This window comes from Streptomyces sp. NPDC001904 (assembly GCF_040297005.1).
Classification (GTDB): Bacteria; Actinomycetota; Actinomycetes; order Streptomycetales; family Streptomycetaceae; genus Streptomyces.
Window position 1 is genome coordinate 151,508 of sequence record NZ_JBEOYI010000003.1, and the last position, 26,884, is coordinate 178,391.

Consider the following 26,884-nt stretch of genomic DNA (forward strand, 5'->3'; position numbering starts at 1 on the left):
ATGGGGTGCGTGTGCCGGGCGCGGGAGGGGGTGAGGAGTGCACCCGGCACACGCGGTCGAGGGGGCGGTCCGGCCGTCGGGCCGGGGCTCGGACGGTCGGTCAGGCGGTCTTCTTGACGCGGGCCGCCCAGGGTCCGACGAGGGCGAACGCTCCGGGCTCCTCGAGCACGTACTCGGGCGCGAGGGCCGTGGCCGTCTGCGCCCACCACAGCGGCAGGTACGGCAGTTCGGGCGCCGCGTCCTGGAGCGCGCCGAGGAGCAGGCGGCCGCGCTCGGCCTTGTCGGTCTCGGTCCTGGCGCGGGCCAGCGCGTCGTCGACGTCGGCGTTCTCGAAGTGCGGCAGGTTCGTCGCCGAGGCCGCGCTCGCGAGGTAGGAGTCCGTCAGCTCGGCCGGGTCGCCGGTCACGGGGAAGTACCACAGGAACTGCAGCGGCTTCTTGCCCGGCACCAGATCGGCGATCCACTGCTCCAGCGTGACCTCCTTGACCTTGAGCGTGATGCCCAGCTCCTTGAGCGCGTCGGCGAGGGCGAGCGCCGCCTTGCCGAGTTGCGGGCCGCTGTTGGGGTACGAGAGGTCGAGGCTGAAGCCGTCCTTGTGCCGCGACTTGGCCAGCTCGGCCCGGGCGGCCTCGATGCTGTGGTCGAAGGCGGGCAGCGCCGCGTAACCGCGCTTAACCTTGCCCTCGTCGAGCAGGTCGCCCCACATCTGCGGGGACACGAGCGTCGAGGCGACCTCGGCCTTGCCGTGCAGGATGCCGCGGACCATGCCGGACCGGTCGGCGGCGTACGCGAACGCGCGGCGCACGTGCACGTCGTCGAAGGGGGCCTTGGCGGTGTCGAAGGCCAGCGCGACGACGGAACGGTCGCCGGTGTAGGTGACCTCGGCCGTCGACTCCCAGCTGCGGGCCTCGTCGGAGGGCAGGTTCAGGGCTCCGTCGACGGAACCGGACTTCATGGCCACGAGACGGGTGCCCGCGTCGGGGATGAACGACAGCTTCAGCGTCCGCACCGAGGGGGTGTCGCCCCACCAGGCGCCGTTGCGCTCCAGTTGTACGTGGTCGTCGGGCACGAAGGAGGTCACCTTGTAGGCGCCGGTGCCGAGGAGCAGGGTCTTGGCGGTGCCGACCTTGCCCTTGTTCTCGGCCAGGAACGCCTTGCTGCTGATGAGCAGGGTGCCGGGTGTCGGCGTCCAGGCGAACGCGGCGTCCGCCGCCTTGAGCCTGATCGTGATCTCGCGGTCGCCGGTGGCCTTCACCGAGGCCACGTTCGCCCAGGCGTAGGCGAGGGCGCTGCCCTCGGCGCGGGCGGCCTCGATGGAGGCGATGACGTCGTCGGTGGTGACCTCGGCGCCGTCGGAGAACGCGGCGCCGGAGCGCAGTGTGTAGACGTACGTCTTGGCGTCGGGCTGCTTCCAGGACGCGGCGAGCCCGGGCTCCAGCTCTCCGGTGGGGCCCACCGCGAGCAGGGACTCCTGGACGAGCGCGGCCACCAGGTAGTTGAGAATGCCGGCCTCACGGCTGATGTCCAGGCTGGAGAGCGACGAGGGCAGCGCCAGGGTGAGCTTCTCGACGGGCGTGTCCGTGCCCCGGGCGGCCGTCCCGCGGGCGCCGCCGTCCTTGCGCTGGGGCGAACACGCGGAGACGACCACGGACGCGGCGAGCACACCGGCGCCCGCTCCCGCCACCCGCAGCACTCCACGCCTGCTGAACCGTCCGCCCACCTCGGAGTTCACCGTGTCCACCTATCGCCACTGACTCGCGCGTCCACTGCGCGAGCCCATCTGGGCGTGGACGGTATACGCAGGGCTTGGGGGATGTCAAAGGTCGGCTTATCGACTTCAGAGGGGCCGACGGAGGGGGCCAGCAGACGGGCGGGTGGGCGCGGATGGGCGGGCAGCAAAAAGCCCCGGCCGGGAGTGATCCCGGCCGGGGCCTGTCGAAAACTGAGTACTGCTGGTGTCCGAGGGGGGACTTGAACCCCCACGCCCGATAAAGGGCACTAGCACCTCAAGCTAGCGCGTCTGCCATTCCGCCACCCGGACAAGGTGTCGGCGCTCACGGGGCGTTGCCCGCGGCGACACGGACAACGATACCAAGACTTCGGAGCACCTCTCACCTGCATAAACACCCACCCTGGAGGGCTTCGGCGCAAACGCAGAAGTGCCGACCGGAATCTCTTCCGATCGGCACTCCCGGCCGCTGTCGCGGCTCTGTGTGTCCGAGGGGGGACTTGAACCCCCACGCCCGATAAAGGGCACTAGCACCTCAAGCTAGCGCGTCTGCCATTCCGCCACCCGGACAAGGTGTCGGCGCTCGCGAGGCGTTGCCCGCGGCGACATGGACAACAATACCAAGACTTCGGGGCGCCCTTCACCCGTGTATCCGCCCACCGGGAGCCCGCCCGGCACCCCTTTACCGTGTGTGATCACTTGGTCGCGTCAGCGCACGGAAAGGGGCTTCGACCTCGGGTTTCGTCGTCGGTGGGCGGATCTCCCGCTAGGCCGCCGGCCGAGTGGTCACGGCATCAGGTGGTAGTCGGGGAAGTTCCCCGGCAACCGCTCCCCCGCCGGCCCCTGCGTGACGGCGCGCACCAGCAGCTCCCCGCCGACGAACGCGCCGCGCCAGGACGCCCCGAAACCGCCGAACAGCTCGTCCCGGTCGCCGCGCGAGCGGGGCTTGCCGTGGCCGACCTTGAAGGCGCGGATCTGCGGGGCGAGCCGCTCGTAGGTCTCCTCGTCGTCGGTGGAGAGGGTCGCGACCAGGGCGCCGTTCGACGCGTTCATCGCCGCGAGCAACTCCGCCTCCGTGTCGACCAGCACGATGGTGTCGACCGGGCCGAAGGGTTCGGCGTGGTGCAGCGGTGAGGACGGGGGCGGGCCGAGGAGTGTCACCGGGTGGACGTAGGCGCTGGTGTCCTGGCCGGGCAGGAAGCGGTCCGGGTCGGGAGCGGCGCGGTGCAGCGGCACGGCCCCGCGGTCGATCGCCTCGCCGACCTGGTCGGTGAGTTCCTTGGCCTTGGCCGTGTTGATGAGCGGGCCGAAGTCGAGCTGCGGGTAGGGGTCCTCGGCGTTCTCGACGGCGAGCGGGTGTCCGACGCGCAGGGTGCGTACCGCGGGCAGGTACGCGGCGAGGAACGCGTCGAAGGCGTCACGCTGCACGACGAACCGCGGGTAGGCGGTGCAGCGCTGCTTGCCGTAGTCGAAGAGCTTGGGGATCACGGCCGCCAGCCCGTCCCAGTCCGTGTGGTTCCAGATGCCCCAGGTGTTGAGTCCTTCCTGTTCGAGGATGTGCCGCTTGCCGAGGTCGGCGACGGCCGTGGCCACGGCGGCGCCGGTGTCGCGTCCGCCGACGAAGGAGACGCAGCCGATCTCGGGCGCCCGCACCAGCGCCTGGGAGAGCTGCCCGCCGCTGCCGCTGACGAGCGTGACGGGAATCCCCTCGCGGGCGGCGAGGGCGCAGGCCAGGGTCAGACAGGAGACACCGCCGTCGGTCGGGGTCTTGGCGATGACCGCGTTCCCTGCCAGTGCCTGCACCAGCATGGCGTGAACGAGCACGCTCATCGGATAGTTCCAGCTGGCGATGTTGGAGACCGGTCCGGCCAACGGCGTGCGGTCACCGAGGAGTTCGTCGATGCCGTCGACGTACCAGCGCACTCCGTCGATGGCCCGGTCCACGTCGGCCCGGGCGAGCCGCCACGGCTTTCCGATCTCCCAGACGAGGAGCAGGGCGAGCAGGTCGCGGTGCTGGGTGAGGGCGTCGAGGGTGGCGGCGACGCGGGCGCGGCGCTCGGGCAGCGGGACGTGCCGCCAGGCGCGGTGCTGGTCGAGGGAGGCGCGTACGGCCTGGTGGGCGGTGTCGGCGTCGAGGCGCGGCGGGCCGACGACGGGGCTGCCGTCGACGGGGGTGGTGGCGGGCAGCGTACGGCCGTCGGCCTGCCATTCGCCGTTCCAGAAGTTGAGGACACGGTCGTCACGGAAGGCCTCGGGGGCCGCGCCGAGGCAGCGCTGCCAGGCGTCGTTCCAGGACGTTCCTGCTTTGAGGGTGGTTGCCATTGCGTTCGGTCTCCGCTCACGGTGCACAGTCGGGGCGGGCGTCTTGCTGGCTGTTGGTGCTGTGGACGGGAGGTGCCCGCTGGGCACCTCCCGTATGCCAAGGACCGTACGGGGAACGGCGGCCGGCACGTATGAATCGCGTCACTCGCCGTCGGCGAGGCGTTCCGTCACGAGCCGGGCCGTCTCGGTCGGTGTCGAACCGACCCGTACACCGGCCTCTTCCAGCGCCTCCTTCTTGGCCTGAGCGGTGCCGGAGGAGCCGGAGACGATGGCCCCGGCGTGCCCCATGGTCCTGCCTTCGGGGGCGGTGAACCCGGCGATGTAGGCGACGACGGGCTTGGTGACGTGGTCGCGGATGTACGCCGCCGCCCGCTCCTCGGCGTCACCCCCGATCTCCCCGATGAGGACGACCAGTTCGGTCTCCGGATCGTTCTGGAACGCGCCGAGGCAGTCGATGTGGCTGGTGCCGACGACGGGGTCGCCGCCGATGCCGACACATGTCGAGAAGCCGATGTCCCGGAGTTCGTACATGAGTTGGTAGGTGAGGGTGCCGGACTTGGAGACGAGTCCGATCCGGCCGGGTTTGGTGATGTCGGCGGGGATGATGCCCGCGTTGGACCCGCCCGGTGTGATCAGGCCCGGGCAGTTGGGCCCGATGACGCGGGTGCCCTTGCTCCGGGCGTACGCGTGGAAGGCGACGGAGTCGTGCACCGGGATGCCCTCGGTGATGACGACGGCGAGGGGGATGCGGGCGTCGGCGGCCTCGACGACGGCGGCCTTGGCGAAGGCGGGCGGCACGAAGATGACGGTGACGTCGGCGCCGGTACGGGCGACGCCGTCCGCGACGCTGCCGAACACGGGGACGGTGCGGTCGTCGAAGTCGACGGTGCGGCCGGCCTTGCGGGGGTTGACTCCGCCGACCACGTTCGTGCCCGCGGCGAGCATGCGGCGGGTGTGCTTCATGCCTTCGGCACCCGTCATGCCCTGGACGAGGACCCTGCTCTCCTTGGTGAGATAGATGGCCATGTCCCGGCTCCTCAGTCGGTGTCGGTCGCGAGTTCGGCGGCGCGGCGCGCGGCGCCGTCCATGGTGGTCGCCTGCTGGATCAGCGGGTGGGCGCGGGCGTCGAGGACGGCACGGCCGCGGGCGGCGTTGTTGCCGTCGAGCCGGACGACGAGCGGCTTGGTCAACCGGACGCTGTCCAGGGCACGGACGATGCCGTCGGCGACCGCGTCGCAGGCGGTGATGCCGCCGAAGACGTTCACGAGGACGGATCTCACGGACGGGTCGGAGAGGATGACGTCGAGTCCGTCGGCCATCGTGCGGGCCGAGGCGCCGCCGCCGATGTCGAGGAAGTTGGCGGGGCGGGCGCCGCATCCGGCGACGACGTCGAGGGTGGACATGACCAGTCCGGCGCCGTTGCCGATGATGCCGACCTCGCCGTCCAGCTTCACGTAGTTCAGGCCCTTGGCGGCGGCCTCCGCCTCCAGGGGGTCGTGATGCGTGGCCTCCTGCGCGCCCCAACGCTTGCGCCGGAAGCGGGCGTTGTCGTCGAGGGTGACCTTGCCGTCGAGCGCGAGGATCTGCCCCTGCGCGGTGCGCACCAGGGGGTTCACCTCCACCAGGACGGCGTCCTCGCGGGTGAGGACGTTCCAGAGGCGTACGAGGACGTCGACGGTCTGCGGTGGCAGGCCGGCGGCTGCGGCGATCCGGGCGGCCGTGGCCGTGGTGACGCCCTCCGCCGGGTCGACCGGGATCCGGGCGACGGCCTCGGGCCGTGCGGCGGCGACCTCCTCGATCTCCGTGCCGCCCTCGGCGGACGCGATGGCGAGGAAGGTGCCGGCGGCACGGTCGAGCACGTAGGAGACGTAGAACTCGTCCGCTATGTCGACCGGTTGGGCCAGCATCACCGTGCCGACGGTGTGGCCCTTGATGTCCATCCCGAGGATCTGGCGTGCGGTGAGCTCGGCGGCGGCCGGGTCGGCGGCCATCCTGACGCCGCCCGCCTTGCCCCGTCCACCGGTCTTGACCTGGGCTTTGACGACGACGCGCCCGCCGAGCCCGCGGGCGATCCCGCGCGCTTCCTTCGGGGAGTCGGTGATCTCCGCGCGCGGCACCACGATGCCGTGTTCCGCGAAGAGTTCCCTTGCCTGGTGTTCGTACAGGTCCATTTCGGCTCCTGATCTGAAAGTGCCGCACGCCCCCTGGACACCACCCACCGGATGCGGGATAACAAGGTTCATACAGTATTCGTCGACTGTATGCAATGTACGAGCGACGCACGAGAGCCGTGCTCCAGCCGTGCAGAACCTCGGCCGAAGCGGCTCGCCAATCCCCTACGAAGGGACGGGATTTCGCCATGCCCCAGTCGTCCACCGCGGACAACGGCCAGGAGCAGATCTCCGGAGGTCATCTGGTCGCCAAGGCACTGAAGGCCGAGGGGGTGGAGGTCATCTACACCCTGTGCGGCGGCCACATCATCGACATCTACGACGGTTGCGTCGACGAGGGCATCGAGGTCGTCGACGTACGCCACGAACAGGTCGCCGCCCACGCGGCGGACGGATACGCGCGGATCACCGGCAAGCCGGGATGCGCGGTGGTCACGGCTGGCCCCGGCACCACGGACGCCGTCACCGGTGTCGCGAACGCCTTCCGCGCGGAGTCACCGATGCTGCTCATCGGCGGTCAGGGAGCGCACACGCAGCACAAGATGGGCTCGCTGCAGGACCTGCCGCACGTCGACATGATGACGCCGATCACCAAGTTCGCGGCGACGGTGCCGGACACCGCGCGCGCGGCCGACATGGTGTCCATGGCGTTCCGCGAGTGTTATCACGGGGCGCCCGGGCCCTCCTTCCTGGAGATACCCCGTGACGTGCTCGACGCCAGGGTGTCGGTGGACAAGGCGCGCGTCCCGAAGGCGGGTCACTATCGCGCCTCCACCAGGTCGGCCGGCGATCCGGAGGCGGTCGAGAAACTCGCCGACCTGCTGGTGCACGCCGAGAAGCCGGCGATCCTGCTCGGCAGCCAGGTGTGGACGACGCGCGGCACACAGGCCGCCATCGAGCTGGTGCGCGCACTGAACGTGCCCGCCTACATGAACGGTGCGGGCCGCGGCACCCTGCCGCCCGGCGACCCGCACCACTTCCAGCTGTCGCGCCGCTACGCGTTCTCCAACGCCGACCTCATCGTCATCGTCGGCACACCCTTCGACTTCCGGATGGGCTACGGCAAGCGGCTGTCGCCGGACGCGACCGTCGTCCAGATCGACCTCGACTACCGCACCGTCGGCAAGAACCGCGACATCGACCTCGGGATCGTCGGCGACGCCGGCCTGGTCCTGAAGTCCGTCACCGAGGCCGCCTCGGGACGGATCAACGGGGGTGCCACCCGGCGCAAGGAATGGCTCGACGAGCTGCGCGCCGCCGAGCAGACCGCCATCGAGAAGCGGCTGCCGAACCTGCGCTCCGACGCCTCCCCCATCCATCCGTACCGCCTGGTCAGCGAGATCAACGACTTCCTCACCGAGGACTCGATCTACATCGGCGACGGGGGCGACATCGTCACCTTCTCCGGTCAGGTCGTCCAGCCCAAGTCGCCCGGACACTGGATGGATCCGGGACCGCTCGGCACCCTCGGTGTCGGCATCCCGTTCGTCCTCGCCGCCAAGCAGGCGCGGCCCGACAAGGAGGTCGTGGCGCTCTTCGGCGACGGCGCGTTCTCCCTCACGGGCTGGGACTTCGAGACGCTCGTGCGCTACGACCTGCCCTTCGTCGGGATCGTCGGCAACAACTCCTCGATGAACCAGATCCGGTACGGCCAGAAGGCCAAGTACGGCGACGCGCGCGAGCGGGTCGGCAACACCCTCGGCGACGTCCACTACGACAAGTTCGCCCAGATGCTGGGCGGTTACGGCGAAGAGGTCCGCGACCCGGCCGACATCGGTCCGGCGCTGCGCCGCGCGCGCGAGTCGGGCAAGCCGTCCCTGATCAACGTCTGGGTCGATCCGGACGCGTACGCCCCCGGAACCATGAACCAGACGATGTACAAGTGAGGTGAGTCCCTCGTGACCAAGGCCCTCGAAGGCATCCGCGTCCTCGACATGACCCACGTCCAGTCGGGCCCCTCCGCCACCCAGCTCCTCGCGTGGCTCGGCGCCGACGTCATCAAGCTGGAGGCACCGACCGGGGACATCACGCGCAAGCAGTTGCGCGATATTCCGGACGTCGACTCCCTGTACTTCACCATGCTCAACTGCAACAAGCGGAGCATCACCCTCAACACCAAGTCCGATCGCGGCAAGGAACTCCTGACCGAGCTGATCCGCCGGTCGGACGTCATGGTCGAGAACTTCGGGCCGGGCGCCGTGGACCGCATGGGCTTCACCTGGGACCGCATCCAGGAGATCAACCCGCGGATCGTCTACGCCTCCATCAAGGGCTTCGGTGAAGGCCCGTACACCAACTTCAAGGCGTACGAGGTCGTCGCCCAGGCGATGGGCGGATCGATGTCCACCACCGGCTTCGAGGACGGACCCCCGCTCGCCACCGGCGCGCAGATCGGCGACTCGGGCACCGGCGTCCACGCCGTGGCCGGCATCCTGGCCGCCCTGTTCCAGCGGGAGAACACCGGGCGCGGGCAGCGGGTGAACGTCGCCATGCAGCACGCGGTCCTCAACCTGTGCCGGGTCAAGCTGCGCGACCAGCAGCGGCTCGCACACGGGCCGCTCGCCGAGTATCCGAACGACGACTTCGGCGACGAGGTGCCCCGCTCCGGCAACGCGTCGGGCGGCGGTCAGCCCGGCTGGGCCGTGAAGTGCGCGCCGGGCGGGCCCAACGACTACGTGTACGTCATCGTGCAGCCGGTCGGCTGGGAGCCGCTCACCCGGCTCATCGGGCGCCCGGAACTCGCCGACGATCCCGAGTGGGCGACTCCGGAGGCGCGGCTGCCGCAGCTCACCAAGATGTTCCAGCTGATCGAGGAGTGGTCCTCGACGCTGCCCAAGTGGGGCGTCCTGGAGCAGCTCAACGCCCACAACATCCCCTGCGGGCCGATCCTGTCCACCAAGGAGATCATCGAGGACGCCTCCCTGGCGGCCAACGAGATGGTCGTCGAGGTGCCGCATCCGCAGCGCGGGACCTTCACCACCGTCGGCTCCCCGCTCAAGCTCTCCGACTCCCCCGTGGACGTCAGCAGTTCGCCTCTGCTCGGTGAGCACAACGAAGAGGTCTTCATCGGCGAACTCGGCCTCGGTGACGAGGAGCTGCGCCTGCTCAAGTCGAACGGGGTGATCTGATTGATGGCCGAGGACAGGACGCTCACGGTGCGGGCGCTGGTCGACACGGTGCGGGCCGAGGGACGCACGGCGCTCACCGCGCCCGAGGGCAAGGTGATCGCCGACGCGTACGGGATAGCCGTCCCCGGCGAGGAGCTGGCGGCCGATGTCGACGAGGCGGTGGCGGCAGCCGCCCGCTTCGGCAAACCGGTGGTGCTGAAGATCGTCTCCCCCGACATCCTGCACAAGACCGACGCGGGCGGCGTCGTGGTGGGGGTGGAGGGCGCTGCCGACGTCCGGGCCGCGTTCCACCGGATCATCGACAACGCGCGCGCGTACGCGCCGGACGCCCGGATCGAGGGCATCCAGGTGCAGGAGATGCTGCCGACCGGCAACGACACCCAGGAGGTCATCGTCGGGGCGGTCACCGACCCGACGTTCGGCAAGGTCGTCGCCTTCGGGCTCGGCGGTGTGCTGGTCGAGGTCCTGAAGGACGTCACGTTCCGGCTCGCGCCCGTCGACGCCGACGAGGCCGTCGGGATGCTCGACTCCATCAGGGCGGCCGAGGTGCTGCGCGGAGTGCGCGGTGCCCGGGGCGTCGACCGGTGGGCGCTCGCCGAGCAGATCCGCCGGGTCTCCCGGCTGGTCGACGACTTCCCCGAGATCGCGGAGGTCGATCTCAACCCGGTGATCGCGACGCCCGAGGGCGCGGTCGCGGCGGACATCCGGGTGATCCTCTCCGAGGGCACGGCCGCACGGCGGCGCACCTACACGCGCGAGCAGATCCTGACCAGCATGCGGCGTCTCATGCAGCCGCGGTCGGTGGCCGTGATCGGGGCCTCCAACGAGCAGGGGAAGATCGGCAATTCGGTGATGCGCAACCTCGTCGACGGCGGCTTCTCCGGGGAGATCCATCCGGTGAACCCCAGGGCCGATGACATCCTGGGCCGCAAGGCGTACAAGAGTGTCACGGACGTCCCCGGTGAGGTGGATGTGGCGGTCTTCGCGATCCCCGCCAAGTTCGTGGCAGCGGCCTTGGAGGAGGTGGGGCGCAAGGGTGTCCCGAACGCGGTGCTGATCCCTTCCGGCTTCGCGGAGACCGGTGAACAGGCGCTCCAGGACGAGATCGTGGCGATCGCGGAGCGGCACGGCGTACGGCTCCTGGGGCCGAACATCTACGGCTACTACTCGACGTGGCAGGACCTGTGCGCCACGTTCTGCACCCCGTACGACGTGAAGGGCGGGGTCGCTCTGACCTCGCAGTCCGGGGGCATCGGGATGGCGATCCTCGGCTTCGCGCGCACCACCAGGACCGGTGTGTCGGCGATCGTGGGCCTCGGCAACAAGTCGGACCTGGACGAGGACGACTTCCTCACCTGGTTCGGCGAGGACCCGCACACCCAGTGCATCGCGATGCATCTGGAGGACCTGAAGGACGGGCGCGCCTTCGTGGAGGCCGCTCGGGCGACGGTGCCCAGGAAGCCCGTGGTCGTCCTGAAGGCGGGCCGTACGGCGGCCGGTGCGAAGGCCGCCGGGTCGCACACGGGCGCGCTCGCGGGCGACGACGCCGTGTACGACGACATCCTCCGGCAGGCCGGCGTCATCCGGGCGCCCGGGCTGAACGACATGCTGGAGTACGCGCGGGCCCTGCCCGTGCTGCCCACACCGCAGGGCGACAACGTCGTGATCATCACCGGCGCGGGCGGCTCCGGGGTCCTGCTCTCGGACGCGGTGACGGACAACGGACTTCACCTCATGGAGATCCCGGACGATCTGGACGCCGCCTTCCGGGCCTTCATCCCGCCCTTCGGCGCCGCGGGCAATCCCGTCGACATCACGGGCGGCGAACCCCCGTCGACGTACGAGGCGACGATCCGGCTCGGTCTGGAGGATCCGCGCATTCACGCGCTCGTGCTCGGCTACTGGCACACCATCGTCACCCCTCCCATGGTCTTTGCGGAGGTAACGGCCCGGGTCGTGGCGGAGTTCCGGGAGCGCGGCGTCGAGAAGCCGGTGGTCGCCTCGCTGGCCGGGGACGTCGAGGTCGAGGAGGCGTGCCAGTACCTGTTCGAGCGGGGCGTGGTCGCCTACCCGTACACGACCGAGAAGCCGGTCGCGGTGCTCGGGGCCAAGTACCGGTGGGCCCGCGCGGCGGGGCTGATGGGGGGCGGTCGATGAGGTGACCCGTGGTGGGTCCGCCGGCGGTGCGCGTCGGGCGGACCCAGGACCCGTGCGCGCACGAAAGCAATGTGGACAGGGGGCGCTGGCCAGATCTTTCGACGCAAGGGGTGCGACCGTCATGACGACCACCGACCTATCCTCGTCCGGCCCCGTCAGGGAGGTGAGGGACGAGAACGGCCGCCTCTACCGGATCGGACAGACCGATCGGGACATCCTGGGGCGACCACGATGGACCATGGTGCTCTTTCCCTGGATGGGGGTGCTGGGCATCAGTTCCTCGGAGTACGCGTTCACGTCGGCCGAGGACACCCTGCACGAGGCCCACCTGTGGGACAGCGGGCACATCTTCTGGCTGATGGGTGTCTGGATCTTCTTCCAGGCTGCCGTGGCCTTCCCCGCCGGGCAGTTGCGGGAGAGCGGAAGGCTCCCGGCCCGGTACGCGATGATGCTGGGCGCGTGCGGCACGTTGTGCGGCTATCTGTCCCTGGCCTTCGCGCCGCATGTGACCGTCGCCTATCTCGGCTTCGGTGTGTTCAGCGGTATCGGGGCCGGCCTGGTGTACGCGACCAGCGTCAACATGGTCGGCAAGTGGTACCCGGAGCGCAAGGGTGGCAAGACGGGTCTGGTCAACGGCGGTTTCGCCTACGGCTCGGTGCCCTTCGTGTTCGTCTTCACGTCCTTGATGGACCTGTCGAACTACCAGGGCGTCCTGGTCATGGTCGGTGTGATCTGCTGCGCCGTGGTGGCCTTCGCCGGCTGGTTCCTGAAGGACCCGCCCAAGTACTGGTGGCCCGCGCACGTGGACCCGCTGAAGGTGACCGACGACCCGCGTGTGCGGCGTGCGCTGAGGAAGAATCCGCCCGCCGTGCACCAGTACACCCCGCGCGAGGCGGCCCGCCGGCCCGTGCTGTGGATGATGTGGTTCTGCCTGCTGTGCACCGCCGGAATCAACATCTACGGCATCGCCATGCAGGTTCCGTTCGGCAAGGAGATGGGGTTCGCCGGCGGCATCGTGGCCACCGCGATGTCGCTCAAGGCCATCGTGAACGGGACCGGCCGCGGCGTGATCGGCTGGATCTCGGACCGCGCCGGGCGTCGCAACACATTGGTCATCGTCTGTCTCGTCCTGGGGACGGCGCAGTTCGGTGTGTTCGTCTCCGGAAACATGGGCTCGATGCCCTTCTTCCTGTTCTGCTCGATGGTCTCCGGATTCGGCGGTGGAGCGATCTTCCCCTTGTTCGCGGCCATGACCGCCGATTTCTTCGGCGAGAACAACAATGCCTCCAATTACGGCATGGTCTACAGCTCGAAGCTGATCTCCGGCCTGGTGGGTGCGGGCGGCGGGGCCTTCCTCGTCGACGCCTGGGGATATGGCGGCGCCTTCGCGTTCGCCGGTTCCATCGGACTCGGCTCGGCCGTGCTCGCACTCTTCCTCAAGGCGCCCGGCAGGCCCACACCCCGGAGGCAGCGCCGGATCGTACCCAACCCGCAACCGCTCGGTGAGGAGATGGCTTGATATGACGGCGGAGCCCATCGCCGCAGGAGATTCGAGATCGTCGACCGGTGCCACGTATCGAGAGATCACCGATGAGAACGGCCGCGTCTACCGCGTCGGAGAGACGGACCGCGACATCCTCGGCCATTCACGGAAATTCATGGTGTACCTGCCATGGGTCGCGATGATGGCCATCAGCGTTTCCGAGTACGCGTACGGCTCGGCGGAGGACACCCTGTCCGCCGCGCACGGCTGGACCCAGTCGAACACCTTCTGGATCCTGAGCGTCTGGGTGTTCTTCCAGGCCGGCATCGCCTTTCCGGCAGGGTGGCTGCGGGAGAAGAACATCCTGCCCGCCAAACGGGCCGTCATGATCGGCGCGTTCATGTGCATGATCGGCTTCATCGCACTGTCGCACATGAACGATGTGTGGCTCGCGATCCTGGGGTTCGGCGTCATCGGCGGACTGGGCTCCGGCCTCGTCTATTCGACCTGTATCAACATGGTCGGCAAATGGTTCCCGGAGCGGAAGGGCGGAAAGACCGGTTTCGTCAACGGTGGCTTCGCCTACGGTTCGCTGCCCTTCATCTTCATCTTCAACTACGCCTTCGACACCTCCAACTACCACCGTGTGCTGGACATGATCGGCGCGTACGTCCTGGTGGTCGTTCTGGTCTGTGCGTTCTTCTTCCGGGACCCGCCGAAGAACTGGTGGCCCCACGACGTCGATCCGCTCGACAAGTCCGGAACGAGCAAGCGGGCCAGGTCGCTGGCGAAGAATCCGCCCGCGGTGCGCCAGTTCACCCCGATGGAGGCCGTCAGGACCGGAATGCTGCCGATCATGTGGTTGAGCCTGGTGCTCACCGCGGGTGTGTCCATCTTCGGCATCTCGTTCCAGGTGGACTTCGCCAAGGAGGTCGGTTTCGGACCGTTGGTCGCCGCCTCCTCGATGGGTGTCATGGCGGTCATCAACGGCATCGGCCGAGCCGTCGTCGGCTGGCTGTCGGACATCTGGGGGCGCAAGAGGAGCCTGGTCTTCGTGATCGTCGTGCTGGGTCTCGCCCAGTTCGGCGTCATCTGGGCCGGTGACATCAAGAGCGAGTGGCTGTTCCTGTTCTTCGCGTTCCTGTCCGGCTTCGGCGGCGGCGCGTTCTACCCGATGTTCGCGGCCCTGACCCCGGACTACTTCGGCGAGAACTACAACGCCACCAACTACGGGCTCGTCTACAGCGGCAAGCTGATCAGCGGCCTGTTCGGAGGCGGGCTCGGCTCGATGGTGGTCGCCGCGTGGGGCTACAACGGGGCCTACGCGCTGGCCGGTGGGATATCCATGGTGGCGGCCGCCTTCGCGCTGTTGCTGCGCCAGCCGGGGCGCAAGGAGGTGGAGCCGGCCGTGACCCGCGGCTGAGTCGGACACCGCACGGCAGAGGGCCCGGCGATTCGGCCGGGCCCTCTGCGCGCCTCTCACGCGCGTGGTGCGGCGATCACTTCTTGCGCAGGGCCGCCAGGTTGCCGTAGCCGATCTTCGCGTGCTTCAGGGACTGGCCGGGGTCCGTGCCGGACGGCGCGTTGTCCTGCTCGACCATGGGGTTGTGGTAGTTCTTCGCGCCGACCCGGCTGAAGAACGTCTTGTAGTCGATGACTCCGGTGCCGAAGGGCACCATGTCGTAGCCCTCGCCACTGGTGTCGTTGCGCGTTCCGTCCTTGGCGTGGAAGAGCGGGTAGCGCTTGGTGTGGCTGCGGACCAGGGCCGCCGGGTCGAAGACCTTCTTCCGCTGGGACCCGTCGTGCGCCGTGTAGGTGTGGAACTTGTACTGGGCGACGTGGGCCCAGTAGATGTCCATCTCCAGCCACACGGTCTTCGGGTCGGTGACCTTGAGGAAGTGCTCCAGCTTGCGGGTGCCGGAGCTGCGCGTCGGCCGGCCCTGCGCGTCCAGCGGTCCGCCGTCCAGGAGGAAGCCGTAGGCAGCGTCGTGGTTGTGGGTGTAGAGCTTGATCCCGGCACGGCGGGCGATCTCACCCAGGGCGTTCCACTTGTCGGCGGCGACGTCCCAGTCCGCCTTGTACGAGCTGCCGGTGGGGTCACCTCCGGTGCCCATGTGGTCCATGCCGAGGATGTTCGCGATCTCCAGATGCTTCTTGAAGGTGTCGAGGTCGGGCTGGGTGAACGGCCAGGACGACGGGATGAAGCCGTGGTTCCCCTGCGCGCGCAGTCCGTACTCGTCGAGCCAGGAGCGCAGCAGTCTGGCGCCCTCGACCGATTCGAGGTTGGCGCCGCCCGGGGCGTTCGCGTGCTGGCCGTAGCCCGCGAACTCGACCTGGCGGTAGCCGTAGCGGGCCAGTTCCTTGAAGACCTCGCGGAATCCGGAGGGCAGTTCGGAGGCGAGCGGGTCGCGGCCGGTGGCGTCGCGCACGGTGTAGAGGATGATGCCGCGCTTGTCGGCCGGCACCAGCTCCTGGCCCCGGCCGTGTCCGTGGCCGTGGTCCTCGTGCCGGGGCTGGGCGAAGGAGGGCGCGGCGCCGAAGACGGGGGCGGCGATCGCGCCCGCGCCGACGGCGGTGCAGGTGCTGAGGAAGCGGCGCCGGTCGATGCCGAGGCGTCGTCTGAGGGCGTCGTCGGTGGCGGGAGCGGCAGGAGTGGCAGGGACGTCGTGGAAGTCGGTCACGGGTGCCTCTTTCCGTTTCTCGTGCGGGACGGGTGCGGATGCGCCGGGCGCTCTTTCGCTGTGCGGGTCGGACGCCACTGGCGTGTTGTCGGTGGCGTGTGCTTCACTCTCTGTAATCGCTCCTCTGCGGGTGGGGCTGGGGAGGGCGTATGCCTCAGCCCAGGCCTGCCAGTTCCAGGAGCAGGGACTTCACTGCGGTCGCGGGGACGCGGCCGGGGAACGCATGGGGGGTGGAGCTGATGAGGACAGGTCCGTCGTCACTGTCGGTGTCTGCGGGAAGGCGGCCGTGGCTGCCGCGAATAGGTGACGGGTCGAGCGGGACGACCGCCATCCGGTAGCGCAGGCCGAGCTTCTTGCGTGCGAGCGCGCTCGCGGCCTTCACCTTGACGTAGGGGTCGTGGGGGTCCATGAACAGTTCGACCGGGTCGTAGCCGGGTTTGCGGTGGATCTCGACGAGCTGCGCGAAGTCGGGCGCGCGGGCGTCGTCGAGCCAGTAGTAGTACGTGAACCAGGCATCGGGTTCCGCGACGGCGACGAGCTCCCCGGACCGCGGGTGGTCGAGGTGATGGGCCTTCTTGCCCTCGTCGTCGAGGAGTTGGTCGATGCCCGGCAGGCCGTCGAGGGCCGCACGGGTGGCGTCGAGGTCCTCGGGGCGGCGCACGTAGATGTGGGCGATCTGGTGGTCGGCGACGGCGAAGGCGCGTGAGGCCATCGGGTCGAGGTACTCCATGCCGTCCTGCGTGTGCACTTCGAGCAGGCCGGCCCGGCGCAGCACCCGGTTGATGTCGATGGCTCGTTCGACGCGGGTGATGCCGTACTCGGACAGGGCGACGACGGTGCGGCCCTCGGCTTTGGCGTCGTCGAGCAGCGGGGCGAGGGCGGTGTCGAGTTCGGCGGCCGCCCGGTGGGCGCGGGGGTCGTCGGGGCCGAAGCGCTGCAGATCGTAGTCGAGATGAGGGAGGTAGCACAGGGTCAGGTCCGGGTGGCGGGTGGCCATGACGTGACGGGTGGCGTCGATGATCCACTGGCTGGAGACGAGGTCGGCGCCCGGACCCCAGAAGTGGAAGAGGGGGAACGTGCCGAATTTCTCGGTGAGTTCGTCGTGCAGGGCCGGGGGCCGGGTGTAGCAGTCGGGTTCCTTGCGGCCGTCGGCGTAGTAGACGGGACGGGGGGTGATGGTGATGTCGGTGTCGGCGCCCATGGCGTACCACCAGCAGATGTTGGCGACCGTGTAGCCGGGGTGGGCGCGGCGGGCGGCGTCCCAGAGTTTGTCGCCGGCGACGAGGCCGTTGTGCTGGCGCCAGAGCAGGACATCGCCGAGTTCGCGGAAGTACCAGCCGTTGCCGACGATGCCGTGCTCGCTGGGCATGGTGCCGGTGAGGAACGTGGACTGGGCGGCGCAGGTCACCGCGGGCAGCACGGTGCCCAGGGCCGCACGGGTGCCGGACTGTCCGAGGGCCTTGAGGTGCGGCATGTGGTCGAGCAGCCGCGGGGTGAGGCCGACGACGTCCAGGACGAGGAGGGGCGTCGGCTGGGAGGGCGTGTCCGTCATGGCAGTTCCTTCAGGCCGAGGTCCGTCAACAGGTCGCGGGCGAGGGTGAGTTCGGCGGCAATGCCGTCGGCGAGCTGGGGGCGGGCCCGGGGACGCAGCTGGGGCGGGAGCGCCTGCCAGGTGTAGGTCTCGACCTCCAGGTGGCGGGTGAGCGGGTGCGGGCCGCCGACGAGGTGGGTCAGCGTGTCCTTGAGGACGTCGAGTGTGGAGGTGAGCGGGGCGGCGGGAGCCGCGTGCAGGGGGACGTGGAAGTGGGCGCGCCAGGCGGAGCCGTCCGGCAGTGCGGCGCCGTCGAGGGCGGGGCCGAGGTCGTCGGTGCCGCGCAGTCCCTGGGCGGTGAGGGTGCGGGTCTGGTGCAGGAAGCGGGGCTCGTCGAAGGCGGCGAGCGCTTCGCGCACCGCGGGTGTCCGGGGCTGTTCGGCGTGCAGGGCGGCGGAGAGCTGGGATTTGACGACAGGGAGACGTGCGGCGGCGAGGCCGTCCAGCGCGGTCTTCGGGTCTTCGAAGGAGGTGGCGAGGTGGCAGGTGTCGAGGCAGAGGCCGATGCGGTCGGGCCGGCCGACGGCGGTGAGCGGGGCGATGGCGTCGGCGGTGGTCTCGACGACGCAGCCCGGTTCGGGTTCGAGGCCGATCCGGATGGATCGTCCGGTGAGTTCTTCGAGGGCGTCGAGGCGTTCGGCGAGGGTGACGAGCGCGGTACGGGCGGTGTCGGCGCGCGGGGTGTCGTAGGCGGTGCGCCAGGCCAGCGGGAGAGTGGAGATGGTGCCCTCGGTGACGTCGGCGGGCAGCAGTTGGGCGAGGAGGCGGGCCAGGTCGCTGGTGTGGGCGAGGCGTTCCGGGTCGGCCCAGTCGGGCCGGTAGACGCGGTACTTGACCTCTTCGGCGCCGAAGCCCTCGTAGGGGAAGCCGTTGAGGGTGACGACTTCGAGGCCGCGCCGTTCGAGTTCGGTGCGCAGTCCGCGCAGTGCCGCCGGGTCGGTGATCAGGGAGCGGGCGGCGTCCTTGGCGAGCCACAGGCCGATGCCGAGCCGGTCGCGGCCGAGGCGGCGGCGGACCGGTTCGCAGTGGTCGCGGAACTGCGCGAGGACGCCGTCCAGGGTCTCGGCGGGATGCACGTTCGTGCAGTAGGCGAGGTGGACGGTGGAACCGTCGGGGTGGCGGAAGCGCATGGGTCACGCTCCGCCGCGGAGGATGGAGTTGCCCTCGTGCGTGGGCGACGGTGGTTCGGTGGCGTCGAGCTGGAGTCGGCCGCTGAGCGCGTAGAAGGCGACGGGGTTGCGCCACAGGACCAGGTCGACGTCGTCGTCGCCGAAGCCGGCCTTGAGCATCGCCTCGCCGACCCGCCGGGTCTTGAGCGGGTCGCTCTTGCCCCAGTCAGCGGCGGAGTTGACCAGGACCTTCTCGGTTCCGTATGTGCGCAGGATCTCGACCATGCGGTCCTCGTCCATCTTGGTGTCCGGATAGACGGAGAAGCCGAGCCAGCTCCCGGCCTCCTTGGCGTCCTTGACCGTGGTCTCGTTGAGGTGGTCGATCAGGACCCGGTCGACCGGCAGCGCGGACTCCCGGACGACGTCGAGGGTGCGGTGCAGGCCGGTGAGTTTGTCGCGGTGCGGGGTGTGCACGAGGGCGGGCAGTTCGTGGTCGGCTGCGAGTTGGAGCTGGGTGGCGAGGGCGGTGTCCTCGGCGGGGGTCATCGAGTCGTAGCCGATCTCGCCGACGGCGACGACACCGTCCTTGACGAGATAGCGCGGAAGGGCGTCGAGGACCGGGGTGCAGCGGGGGTCGTTGGCCTCTTTGGGGTTGAGGGCGATCGTGCAGTGGTGGGCGATGCCGTACTGCGCGGCCCGGAAGGGCTCCCAGCCGAGGAGCGCGTCGAAGTAGTCGAAGAAGGACGCGGGCGAGGTGCGCGGCTGGCCGAGCCAGAAGGCGGGTTCGACGAGGGCGCGCACGCCCGCCTCGTACATGGCCTCGTAGTCGTCGGTGGTGCGCGACGTCATGTGGATGTGGGGGTCGAAGATGCGCATCAGGACTCCTTCGCCGTGGGGGCTGCCGGGGAGGTCAGGGCGAGGACCCGGGGCAGGTCCGTGGGGACGGGCCGGCCTGCGGCCGTGCGTTCCTGCGCGAAGTCCCCCAGCATGCGGGCGAGTTCGGCGTCGCCTCGGGCACGTTCGCGCAGTGCGGCCACGGTGTCGGTGGGCACTCCGGTGAACAGGCATTTGAGGACGGCGTGCCGCCACGCGTGCGCGGGCAGGTGCTCGGCGGCGTACGGGCCGACGGCGGCGGCGACCAGACGGGTGTCGTTGGTGCGCAGGGCGTCCTCGACGAGGGGCAGGCCCTCGGGTCCCGGGACGAGCTGGGGCAGGGCGTGCAGGACGGCACGGCGTTCGGCGGCGGTGCCCTGCGCGTACAGACGGGTGAGGGTGGCGGTGCCGGCACGGGCTGCGTGCAGCAGCAGGACGCGGGCGGTGTCGGCGTGGTCCTGGCCGGTGCGCCGGCCTGCTTCGGCGAACCGCGCCTCCCAGAGCGTGGGTTGTGCGTCGTCGGCTGCGGGGTCAGTGGCCGCGGCTTCGTCGAGGGCCTGGTCGAGCCAGGCGCGGGCGGCCCCGGGCAGTGCGGTGTCGAGGTGGGCCCGGAGGGTGGCGATGGTGGTGGTCGGTCCGCTCATGCGCTGCCGCCTCCTTGCGCCGCGGCTCGGAGGAACGAGAGGGATTCGGCGGCGAGGCGCGGGCCCGCATGGGAGTGGCGGGGCAGTTCCACGACGGTCAGGCCCTGGTAGCCGGTGGCCGCGAGCGCGTCGAGGAGGGGCGGGAAGTCGATCTCGCCCTCCCCGAAGGGCAGGTGTTCGTGGGCACCGCGGCGCATGTCCTCGATCTGGACGTGGCGCAGCCAGGGCGCCGCCGCGCGCACGCAGTCGGCGGGAGGTTCGGGCTCCAGGCACTGGCAGTGGCCGAGGTCGAGGGTGAGGCCGAGCGCGTCGGGGCTGCCGAGGGCGCGGCGCAGGTGGTGGAAGTCGGCGAGCGTGGCGAGGAGATGTCCGGGCTCGGGTTCGATGGCGAGCGGGATCCCGGCGCCGTCGGCCGCGTGCAGGACGGGGTCGAGGGCGTCGGCGAGGCGCTTCCATGCCGTGTCCCGGTCGGTGTCGTCCGGGGTGATGCCGCTGAAGCAGTGCACGGCGTGCGCGCCCAGGTCGGCGGCGACCTGGATCGCGCGGAGGAGCAGGCGGACCCGGGCGGCGCGGGCGTCCGGGTCGGGGTCGAGGAGGGAGGGGCCGTGTTTGCGGCGTGGATCGAGGACGTAGCGGGCGCCGGTCTCGACGGTGGCCGTGAGGTGGTGGCGGTGCAGGGTGCGGGCGACCTGGCGGGTGCGGGCCGCGAGGTCGGGGGCCAGGGGGTCGAGGTGCATGTGGTCGAGGGTGAGCCCGACGCCGTCGTAGCCGAGGTCGGCCAGGAGGGCGAGGGCGTCGTCGAGGCGGAGGTCGGTGAGGCCGTTGGTGCCGTAGCCCCAGCGTGGGGTGGCGGACTGCGCGGTGTGGGTCATGTGACGCTCACCTTCTTCGCGAAGCGCCGGGCGAGGGGGGCGAGGGCGGCGGTGAGGAGGGCCGCTGCCGGGGCTCCGGCACGGGCCGTCAGGGCTGCCTGGAGCGGGATCATCGCGCGGATGCCGGCGCCCACGGCGCGCTGGGTCAGGGGTGGCGAGGGGTTCAGCGCGGCATGGAGGAGAGGGCGGGCGGCGGTCAGGGCGTACGCGGTGGGACCCGGTAGGCCGAGGGGGGCTGCCGCGCCTCGGCCTACCGGGGTTCTGAGGAGGGCGCCGGCCAGGGTGGCGGTGGTGGCCAGGGCCGCTGCCGGGGCGAGAACGTTGCCGCCCGTCGTCTCGTGGCGGGACACGGCGGTGACGGCCGTGGTGTGGACGGTCATGGTGAGCGCCGCGCCGGTGGCCGAGCCCAGGGGCCTCGCTCCGTCGTTGTGGGAGGCGCCCGCTCCGAGCAGGACGTCGAGGCCGCGGGCCGCGCCCATGGCGACCGGGCCTGCGGGAGTGCGTTTCAGGCCGAGGTCGTACGCCCAGACGGTGGCGGCCAGCGCGGTCGAGATCGCGGCGGGCAGTCGCCCTGCCCGGGCGGCGAGTCCCACGCCCGCCGCGGTGAACGCTCCTGCCGCCAGCAGGGCGGCGCCGGGGCGGATGCGGCCGGAGGGAATGGGCCGGTGGGGCCGGTCGACGGCGTCCTCCGCGCGGTCCGCCCAGTCGTTGAGGGCCATGCCCGCCTCGTACAGACACAGGGAGGAGCCGATGGCCAGGAAGGTGCCGCGGCTGGGGCGCGCGTTCACTGCGGCGGCGCCCACGAGGGCGTCGCCAGGGACGGTGAACAGGGCGGGGAGGCGTAGGAGTTCGGCCCACGCGCGCAGGGCCGTCCGGCTCATCGGGCGTCTCGCAGGCGGTCCGCGAAGTCCACCAGTGCGGCGTACTGCTCGCCGAGTGCGGCTTCCGCCCCGGGGTCGGGGTCCTTGAAGTAGAAGCCCAGTTCCGGGCGCGGTCCGGTGAGTCCGGTGGCGTGCGCGCGCAGCAGGAGCCGGGCCAGGTCGATGACGAGGGGCGCGGCGAGCGCGGAGTCGCAGCCCTGCCAGGTGGTCTGAAGCACCATGCGGGCGCCGAGGAAGCCGTCGAAGGCGATGTGGTCCCAGGCGGTCTTCCAGTCGCCGAGGGCGGGGACGTCGTCGATGTGGACCTGGCCCTGTGGGGCGGCGCCGAGGGTGTCGGCGAGGACGCGTTCCTTGCCCGCGTTCTTGGCGGCGGCCGCAGCGGGGTCCGCGAGGGCGGCGCCGTCGCCGCCACCGAGGAGGTTCGTGCCGGACCAGGCGCGGACGGCGAGGGCCCGGTGCAGGAACATCGGGCCGAGCACGGAGCGCAGGAGGGTCTGCCCCGTCTTGCCGTCGCGGCCCGCGTAGGGGACGGCGGCTGCTGCGGCGGCGTCTGCCAGGGCGGGGTGGTGCAGGCCCGACGAGGGGGTGAAGTTGGCGTAGGCGCAGCCGGCCCGCAGAGCGGCGGCCGCGTAGAGGGAGCTGGGCGGCAGGGTGTCGCCGGTGGGGACGGGTTCGGTGGAGGCGACGTTCACGACGACGGCGCCGGCGAGGTGCTGGTCGCGGACGAAGGCAACGATGTCGGCGGCGAACGCGTCGATCAGCTCGTCCTGCGAGCGGGGATCGTCGTGGCCGGTCAGCGGGCCACCGGGCCTGATCTCCCGGTCGGCGGTGGCGAGTTCGGTGTGGACGGCGGCGGGCAGGCCGTGCGGCAGGACGCCGCCGTCGGCGAGGTGCTCGGCGCGTTTGGGCAGCGGGCAGTCGACGGTGTCGTGACCGCCGAAGACGAGGGACGACAGCGGCGGGAGGCCGCAGGAGAGGAAGGGGGTGGTCTCGGTGACCATGCCGGTCGGCGGGTGGAGTCCGGCGGCGACGGCGGCACAGCCGGCGATCGCGGTCGTGGCGACGGAGCCGCGTGCCCCGATGAGCCAGACACCGAAGCGGGGGGTGGGGGTGGGGAGGGACGGTTCGGCGGACATGGGCAGCCTCCTTGTCGTACGCGAACCGGGGGTGGTGCGAGAACCGGCCGGAGTGTGCGGGGTTCTGCGCCCGGGCGAGTGCCGGGCGAGGCGGCGGGCGGAGGTCCGGCGTCCTCCGCCCGCCGCCGTTCGGGGTGCCCTAGTCGGGCAGTTCCTTGAGCTGGATGTTCCGGTAGGAGACCTGGTCGTCGGCGCCGTGGTTCTGGATGCCGATGTAGCCGTCGGTCAGGCTCCGCTCGGGGTCCTTGTTGGTGAAGTCGTTGATCTTGACTCCGTTGAGGAACACCTGGAGGCGTTCGCCCTGGACCTTGATCTCGTAGGAGTTCCACTGGCCGGGCGGGCGCAGGACCGCGTCACGGGCCTTGATGTTCGCCGCCTTGAAGGTGTAGATCGACCCCGTGGTGCGGTCGGGGGCGTCGGTGGCGTCGATCTGGATCTCGTAGCCCTTGTTCACCGCGGACCAGGGGTCGTCGGAGGCGGGGAAGCCCACGAAGACACCGGAGTTGTCGTCGCCCCGCATCTTCCAGTCCAGCTTGAGGGAGTACGACTTCAGCTCCTTGGCCTGGTACCAGAGCAGGCCCATGCCGCCCTCGGACTCCAGGGTGCCGTCCTTGACGTTGAACTTGCCGGGGCCCGCCTGCTTCCAGCCGTCCAGGGACTGGCCGTTGAAGATCGGCCGGTGGTCCTTGTTGGGCTTGCAGTCCGCCTTGGCCTGGCCGGTGGCGTACTTCAGGCCGCCGAGCAGGTGGGTGCGGAAGGCGTCGTCGGCGTAGGACTCCTTGGTGTGGCCGAGGCCGGTGTAGAAGGAGCGGCCGCCGCCGTAGCTCTGGCACCAGGCGATCGGGTGGTCGCCCTTCATGTTTCCGCCCGAGTAGGTGGTCTCGTCGAGGGTGGCCAGGACGTGGACCTTGTCGCGCGGGTTGGTGCGGTAGTTGTACAGCTCGTCGGTGCGCTCCCAGGCGTCGTCGAGGTGGGCCGTCGCCGGGTTGGTCTTGTCCTCGACGCGCACGGTGGCCTTCTGGATGGCCGGGTGCGAGTCGAAGTAGGCGCCGACGAGGCCGCCGTAGTACGACCAGTCGTACTCGGTGTCGGCGGCGGCGTGGATGCCCATGTAGCCGCCGCCCTTGGCGATGTACTCCTCGAACGCCTTCTGCTGGGCGTCGTTCAGGACGTCACCCGTGGTGGACATGAAGACCACCGCGTCGTAGCGGGCGAGGTTGTTGGTGGTGAACTGGGCGGCCGACTCGGTGGCGTCGACGGTGATGTCGCTCGCCGAGCCGAGCTCCTTCAGGGCGGCGATGCCCTCGGGGATCGCGTCGTGGCGGAAGCCGGCCGTCTTGGAGAAGACGAGGACCCGCTTGGCGCCCTTCACGGGGGCGTCGCTGGAGATCTCGAAGTCGTCGACGTCGTAGAGCGCGCCGTCACCGCCCTTGAAGACGAGGTACAGGTCGGTGGTCTTCTTCGGGACGTTCTTCAGCGCGACGTCGACGTTCTGGAAGGTGTCCCAGCTGCCGGTGACCGGGACGGTCGTGGAGCCCAGCAGGGTGCCGGTCGGCGAGCCGGTGCGCACCTCCAGGAAGCCGCCCGCACCGGCGGACGAGACCCGGGCGGTGAGCTTCTTGGCCCCCGTGAGGTTGTAGGGGGTGAAGGAGATCCAGTCGCCGTCGTTGATGTCGCCGACGGTCTTGCCGCCGTTGGCCGAGGTCTTGCTCTGCTGTGTGGTGCCCTGCTGCTTGCCGTAGTGCTCGGCCTGGCGGTGGCGCGGCTGGAGCTGGACCTGGTCGTGCGTGGTCAGCGCGGTCTGGCCGCCGCCCCCGCCGTCGGTGTACTCGGCGTCGAGCACGCCGTAGATGTTGGCGTTCGGGTCGTGCTCGGAGTCCGCGGGCACGGTGATGGTGCCTTCGCAGCCCTTGACCGAGGTCAGCTCGTGGGCGTGGTTGTCATGGCCCAGGAGGTAGCGCACGGTGACCTTGGAGCAGTCGATCGTGCCGTCCTCGGGGTCGCTGACGGCGACCTTGAAGGGGATCGTGTCGCCGAACTTGAACAGCGAGCCGTTCGCCGGGGACTGGAACTTCACGCTGGGCGCCGTGTTGCCGACGACCACGCGGACGTTGGCCGAGCCGGTGCGGCCGGTGCCGTCGTCGCCCGTGACCGTCACCGTGTACGTGCCGTCCTTGCGGTACGTGTGACTCGGGTTCGCGCCGGTCCCCTTGGAGCCGTCGCCGAAGTCCCAGCTGTAGGTGATGGGGTCGTCGTCGGCGTCGGTGCCGGTCGCCGTGAACGTGGTGCGCAGCGGCGACTGGCCGGACGTCTTGCTGGCCTTGGCCTCGACGATCGGCGAGTGGCCGCCGGTGGCGTTCTCGATGCGGTACAGCGCCGAGTTCTCGTCGCCGCCGAACCAGGAGAGGCCGTAGTCGAGGACGTACAGGGCGCCGTCGGGGCCGAAGGCGCTGTCCATGACCTGGGTGCCGGTCCACGGGAAGTCGTTGATCTTCGAGACCTTGCCGTCGCCGTCCTGCTCGATCCGCTTGATCCACTGGCGGCCGAACTCGCCGGCGAAGAAGTCGCCGTCGTACTCCTCGGGGAACTTCACCGGGGAGTCCAGGTCCGCGTCGTAGCGGTAGACGGGACCGGCCATGGGCGACTCGGAGCCGGAGCCGAACTCGGGGACGCTGCCGCCGTCGTACGGGATCCAGGCGGCCTGGGCCGGGGGCAGGTCGGTGATGCCGGTGTTGTGCGGCGAGGTGTTCTTCGGCGCGGCGCAGTCGAAGGTCTCGCCGGAGGCCTTGGTGGCGAAGTCGTAGTCGACGTAGGCGTCGTTGTCACCGGTGCAGTACGGCCAGCCGAAGTTGCCCGCCTTGGTGATCTTGGCGAACTCGACCTGGCCGGCGGGACCGCGCTTGGGGTCGGCCGCTCCGGCGTCGGGACCGTAGTCGCCGACGTAGACGGTGCCGGTGGGCTTGTCGACGCTGATGCGGAACGGGTTGCGGAAGCCCATCGCGTAGATCTCGGGGCGGGTCTTCTCGGTGCCCGGCGCGAAGAGGTTGCCCTCGGGGATGTCGTACGTTCCGTCGGCCTTCACCTTGATGCGGAGGACCTTGCCGCGCAGGTCGTTGGTGTTGCCGGAGCTGCGCTGCGCGTCGAAGGCGGGGTTGCGGTCGGCCCGCTCGTCGATCGGGGTGTAGCCGTCGGAGGCGAAGGGGTTGGTGTCGTCGCCGGTCGACAGGTACAGGTTGCCGTCGGCGTCGAAGTCGATGTCGCCGCCGACGTGGCAGCAGGTGCCGCGCGAGGTCTTGACCTCGATGATGTTCTTCTCGCTGGCCTTGTCGAGGGTGCCGTCCTCCTTGAGGACGAAGCGGGCCAGCCGGTTCACGCCGTCGAACTTGGCGAAGTCGGCGGCCGTGCCGGTCTCCGGAGCGTCCCCGCTCGGGGTGGAGAGCGGCGGCGCGTAGTAGAGGTAGATGAACCGGTTGTCCTTGAAGCCCGGGTCGACGCCGACGCCCTGGAGGCCCTCCTCGTCGTGGCTGTACACGTCGAGCTTGCCGGCGACGGAGGTGCTGCCGCCCTCGTCGGTCAGGCGCAGGGTGCCGTCGCGCGAGGTGTGCAGGACGCTGCGGTCCGGGAGCACGGCCAGCGACATGGGCTCGCCGGTCTCGTCGGCTCCCTTGGCCAGGGTGACCTGCTGGAAGTCCGATGCGGCGGCGGGCTCGTCGGGGTGGTCCGGGTGGGCGCTCGCCGTTCCGGGCACGGCCAGCGCCAGGGACGAGCCGATCAGTACCGATCCGGTGAGCAGGGCGAGGCCGGTGCGGAGCCTGGAGTGCCGGGTGGGCCCGTTGCGGGTTCTGCTGCGGGTTCTGCTTGTGCTGCTGTGCACGAAAGTCCCTCCGGGAACGGGGTGGGCCGTATGGGATGGGTGCGTAGACGTGCGGTGCGGGCGCCGGGGTGCGCCGTCACCCCGGAAGGTTCATCTAGGCCATGTACACGGCAGGAAGTTAGCCGCGTTTGTCTTTGCCGGATAGACCTTGTGCGCGGATTCGTTTTGCTTTCTCCTGCGCCTGGACAAAGGAGGTTTCGGGCAGGCTTCAGCGACTGCACGGCCGTTGTGGC

At 70.3% G+C, this 26,884-nt stretch carries 18 protein-coding genes and 2 tRNA genes; 5 read left to right on the top strand and 15 right to left on the bottom strand.

Features of this window, described 5'->3' with window-relative positions; all coding sequences use genetic code 11:
* Window positions 1-100: 100 nt before the first annotated feature.
* The 6 genes from ABT127_RS05525 to sucC all read right to left on the bottom strand — a co-directional run bounded on the left by ABT127_RS05525 (window position 101) and on the right by sucC (window position 6,222).
* The gene (locus ABT127_RS05525) at window positions 101-1,732 is read right to left on the bottom strand and encodes an ABC transporter substrate-binding protein (RefSeq protein ID WP_351444859.1); all 1,632 of its coding nucleotides are present in this window, start codon (window positions 1,730-1,732) and stop codon (window positions 101-103) included.
* A gap of 221 nt (window positions 1,733-1,953) precedes the next feature.
* Window positions 1,954-2,041: transfer RNA gene (locus tag ABT127_RS05530), tRNA-Leu, on the bottom strand.
* 173 nt (window positions 2,042-2,214) lie between these two features.
* Window positions 2,215-2,299: transfer RNA gene (locus ABT127_RS05535), tRNA-Leu, on the bottom strand.
* Between the two features lie 216 nt (window positions 2,300-2,515).
* Window positions 2,516-4,051 (bottom strand): aldehyde dehydrogenase family protein, encoded by a 1,536-nt coding sequence (locus ABT127_RS05540; protein WP_351444861.1) that lies wholly within the window; start codon window positions 4,049-4,051, stop codon window positions 2,516-2,518.
* 141 nt (window positions 4,052-4,192) lie between these two features.
* Entirely contained in the window at window positions 4,193-5,077 is an 885-nt protein-coding gene (sucD, locus tag ABT127_RS05545) for a succinate--CoA ligase subunit alpha (RefSeq protein WP_351444863.1), read from the bottom strand.
* An 11-nt stretch (window positions 5,078-5,088) separates the two neighbouring features.
* Window positions 5,089-6,222, bottom strand: a complete 1,134-nt coding sequence (gene sucC / locus ABT127_RS05550) for an ADP-forming succinate--CoA ligase subunit beta (protein ID WP_351444865.1) — start codon at window positions 6,220-6,222, stop codon at window positions 5,089-5,091.
* 188 nt (window positions 6,223-6,410) lie between these two features.
* Here sucC and ABT127_RS05555 point away from each other — a divergent pair, with 188 nt between their 5' ends.
* From ABT127_RS05555 to ABT127_RS05575, 5 genes are all read left to right on the top strand, one after another.
* A complete protein-coding gene (locus ABT127_RS05555; RefSeq protein WP_351444867.1) occupies window positions 6,411-8,108 on the top strand; it encodes a thiamine pyrophosphate-binding protein in 1,698 nt (565 codons plus the stop codon).
* Between the two features lie 12 nt (window positions 8,109-8,120).
* Window positions 8,121-9,350, top strand: coding sequence for a formyl-CoA transferase (gene frc, locus ABT127_RS05560; RefSeq protein ID WP_351444869.1), 1,230 nt, complete (start codon window positions 8,121-8,123; stop codon window positions 9,348-9,350).
* 3 nt (window positions 9,351-9,353) lie between these two features.
* A complete protein-coding gene (locus tag ABT127_RS05565; RefSeq protein ID WP_351444870.1) occupies window positions 9,354-11,507 on the top strand; it encodes an acetate--CoA ligase family protein in 2,154 nt (717 codons plus the stop codon).
* 121 nt (window positions 11,508-11,628) lie between these two features.
* Entirely contained in the window at window positions 11,629-13,026 is a 1,398-nt protein-coding gene (locus tag ABT127_RS05570; protein ID WP_351444872.1) for an OFA family MFS transporter, read from the top strand.
* A 1-nt stretch (window position 13,027) separates the two neighbouring features.
* Window positions 13,028-14,413, top strand: a complete 1,386-nt coding sequence (locus ABT127_RS05575; RefSeq protein WP_351444874.1) for an OFA family MFS transporter — start codon at window positions 13,028-13,030, stop codon at window positions 14,411-14,413.
* A gap of 76 nt (window positions 14,414-14,489) precedes the next feature.
* Here ABT127_RS05575 and ABT127_RS05580 read toward each other — a convergent pair whose 3' ends face one another.
* The 9 genes from ABT127_RS05580 to ABT127_RS05620 all read right to left on the bottom strand — a co-directional run bounded on the left by ABT127_RS05580 (window position 14,490) and on the right by ABT127_RS05620 (window position 26,570).
* A complete protein-coding gene (locus tag ABT127_RS05580) occupies window positions 14,490-15,671 on the bottom strand; it encodes a sugar phosphate isomerase/epimerase family protein (protein WP_351444875.1) in 1,182 nt (393 codons plus the stop codon).
* Window positions 15,672-15,825: 154 nt separating this feature from the next.
* The gene (locus ABT127_RS05585; protein ID WP_351444877.1) at window positions 15,826-17,223 is read right to left on the bottom strand and encodes an alkaline phosphatase family protein; all 1,398 of its coding nucleotides are present in this window, start codon (window positions 17,221-17,223) and stop codon (window positions 15,826-15,828) included.
* The gene (gene eboE / locus ABT127_RS05590; RefSeq protein WP_351444879.1) at window positions 17,220-18,392 is read right to left on the bottom strand and encodes a metabolite traffic protein EboE; all 1,173 of its coding nucleotides are present in this window, start codon (window positions 18,390-18,392) and stop codon (window positions 17,220-17,222) included. Before eboE ends, ABT127_RS05585 begins: the two co-directional genes overlap by 4 nt.
* A 3-nt stretch (window positions 18,393-18,395) precedes the next feature.
* The gene (locus tag ABT127_RS05595; RefSeq protein WP_351444881.1) at window positions 18,396-19,247 is read right to left on the bottom strand and encodes a TatD family hydrolase; all 852 of its coding nucleotides are present in this window, start codon (window positions 19,245-19,247) and stop codon (window positions 18,396-18,398) included.
* Window positions 19,247-19,888: an EboA domain-containing protein gene (locus ABT127_RS05600; protein WP_351444882.1), complete on the bottom strand. Its 642-nt coding sequence runs from the start codon at window positions 19,886-19,888 to the stop codon at window positions 19,247-19,249. The genes ABT127_RS05595 and ABT127_RS05600 overlap by 1 nt, the downstream gene beginning before the upstream one ends.
* Window positions 19,885-20,760, bottom strand: a complete 876-nt coding sequence (locus tag ABT127_RS05605; protein WP_351444884.1) for a sugar phosphate isomerase/epimerase family protein — start codon at window positions 20,758-20,760, stop codon at window positions 19,885-19,887. Before ABT127_RS05605 ends, ABT127_RS05600 begins: the two co-directional genes overlap by 4 nt.
* Window positions 20,757-21,641, bottom strand: coding sequence for an SCO3242 family prenyltransferase (locus ABT127_RS05610; protein WP_351444885.1), 885 nt, complete (start codon window positions 21,639-21,641; stop codon window positions 20,757-20,759). Before ABT127_RS05610 ends, ABT127_RS05605 begins: the two co-directional genes overlap by 4 nt.
* Window positions 21,638-22,777 (bottom strand): inositol-3-phosphate synthase, encoded by a 1,140-nt coding sequence (locus tag ABT127_RS05615; protein ID WP_351444886.1) that lies wholly within the window; start codon window positions 22,775-22,777, stop codon window positions 21,638-21,640. The genes ABT127_RS05610 and ABT127_RS05615 overlap by 4 nt, the downstream gene beginning before the upstream one ends.
* A 139-nt stretch (window positions 22,778-22,916) precedes the next feature.
* A complete protein-coding gene (locus tag ABT127_RS05620) occupies window positions 22,917-26,570 on the bottom strand; it encodes a ThuA domain-containing protein (protein WP_502971646.1) in 3,654 nt (1,217 codons plus the stop codon).
* Window positions 26,571-26,884 lie beyond the last annotated feature (314 nt).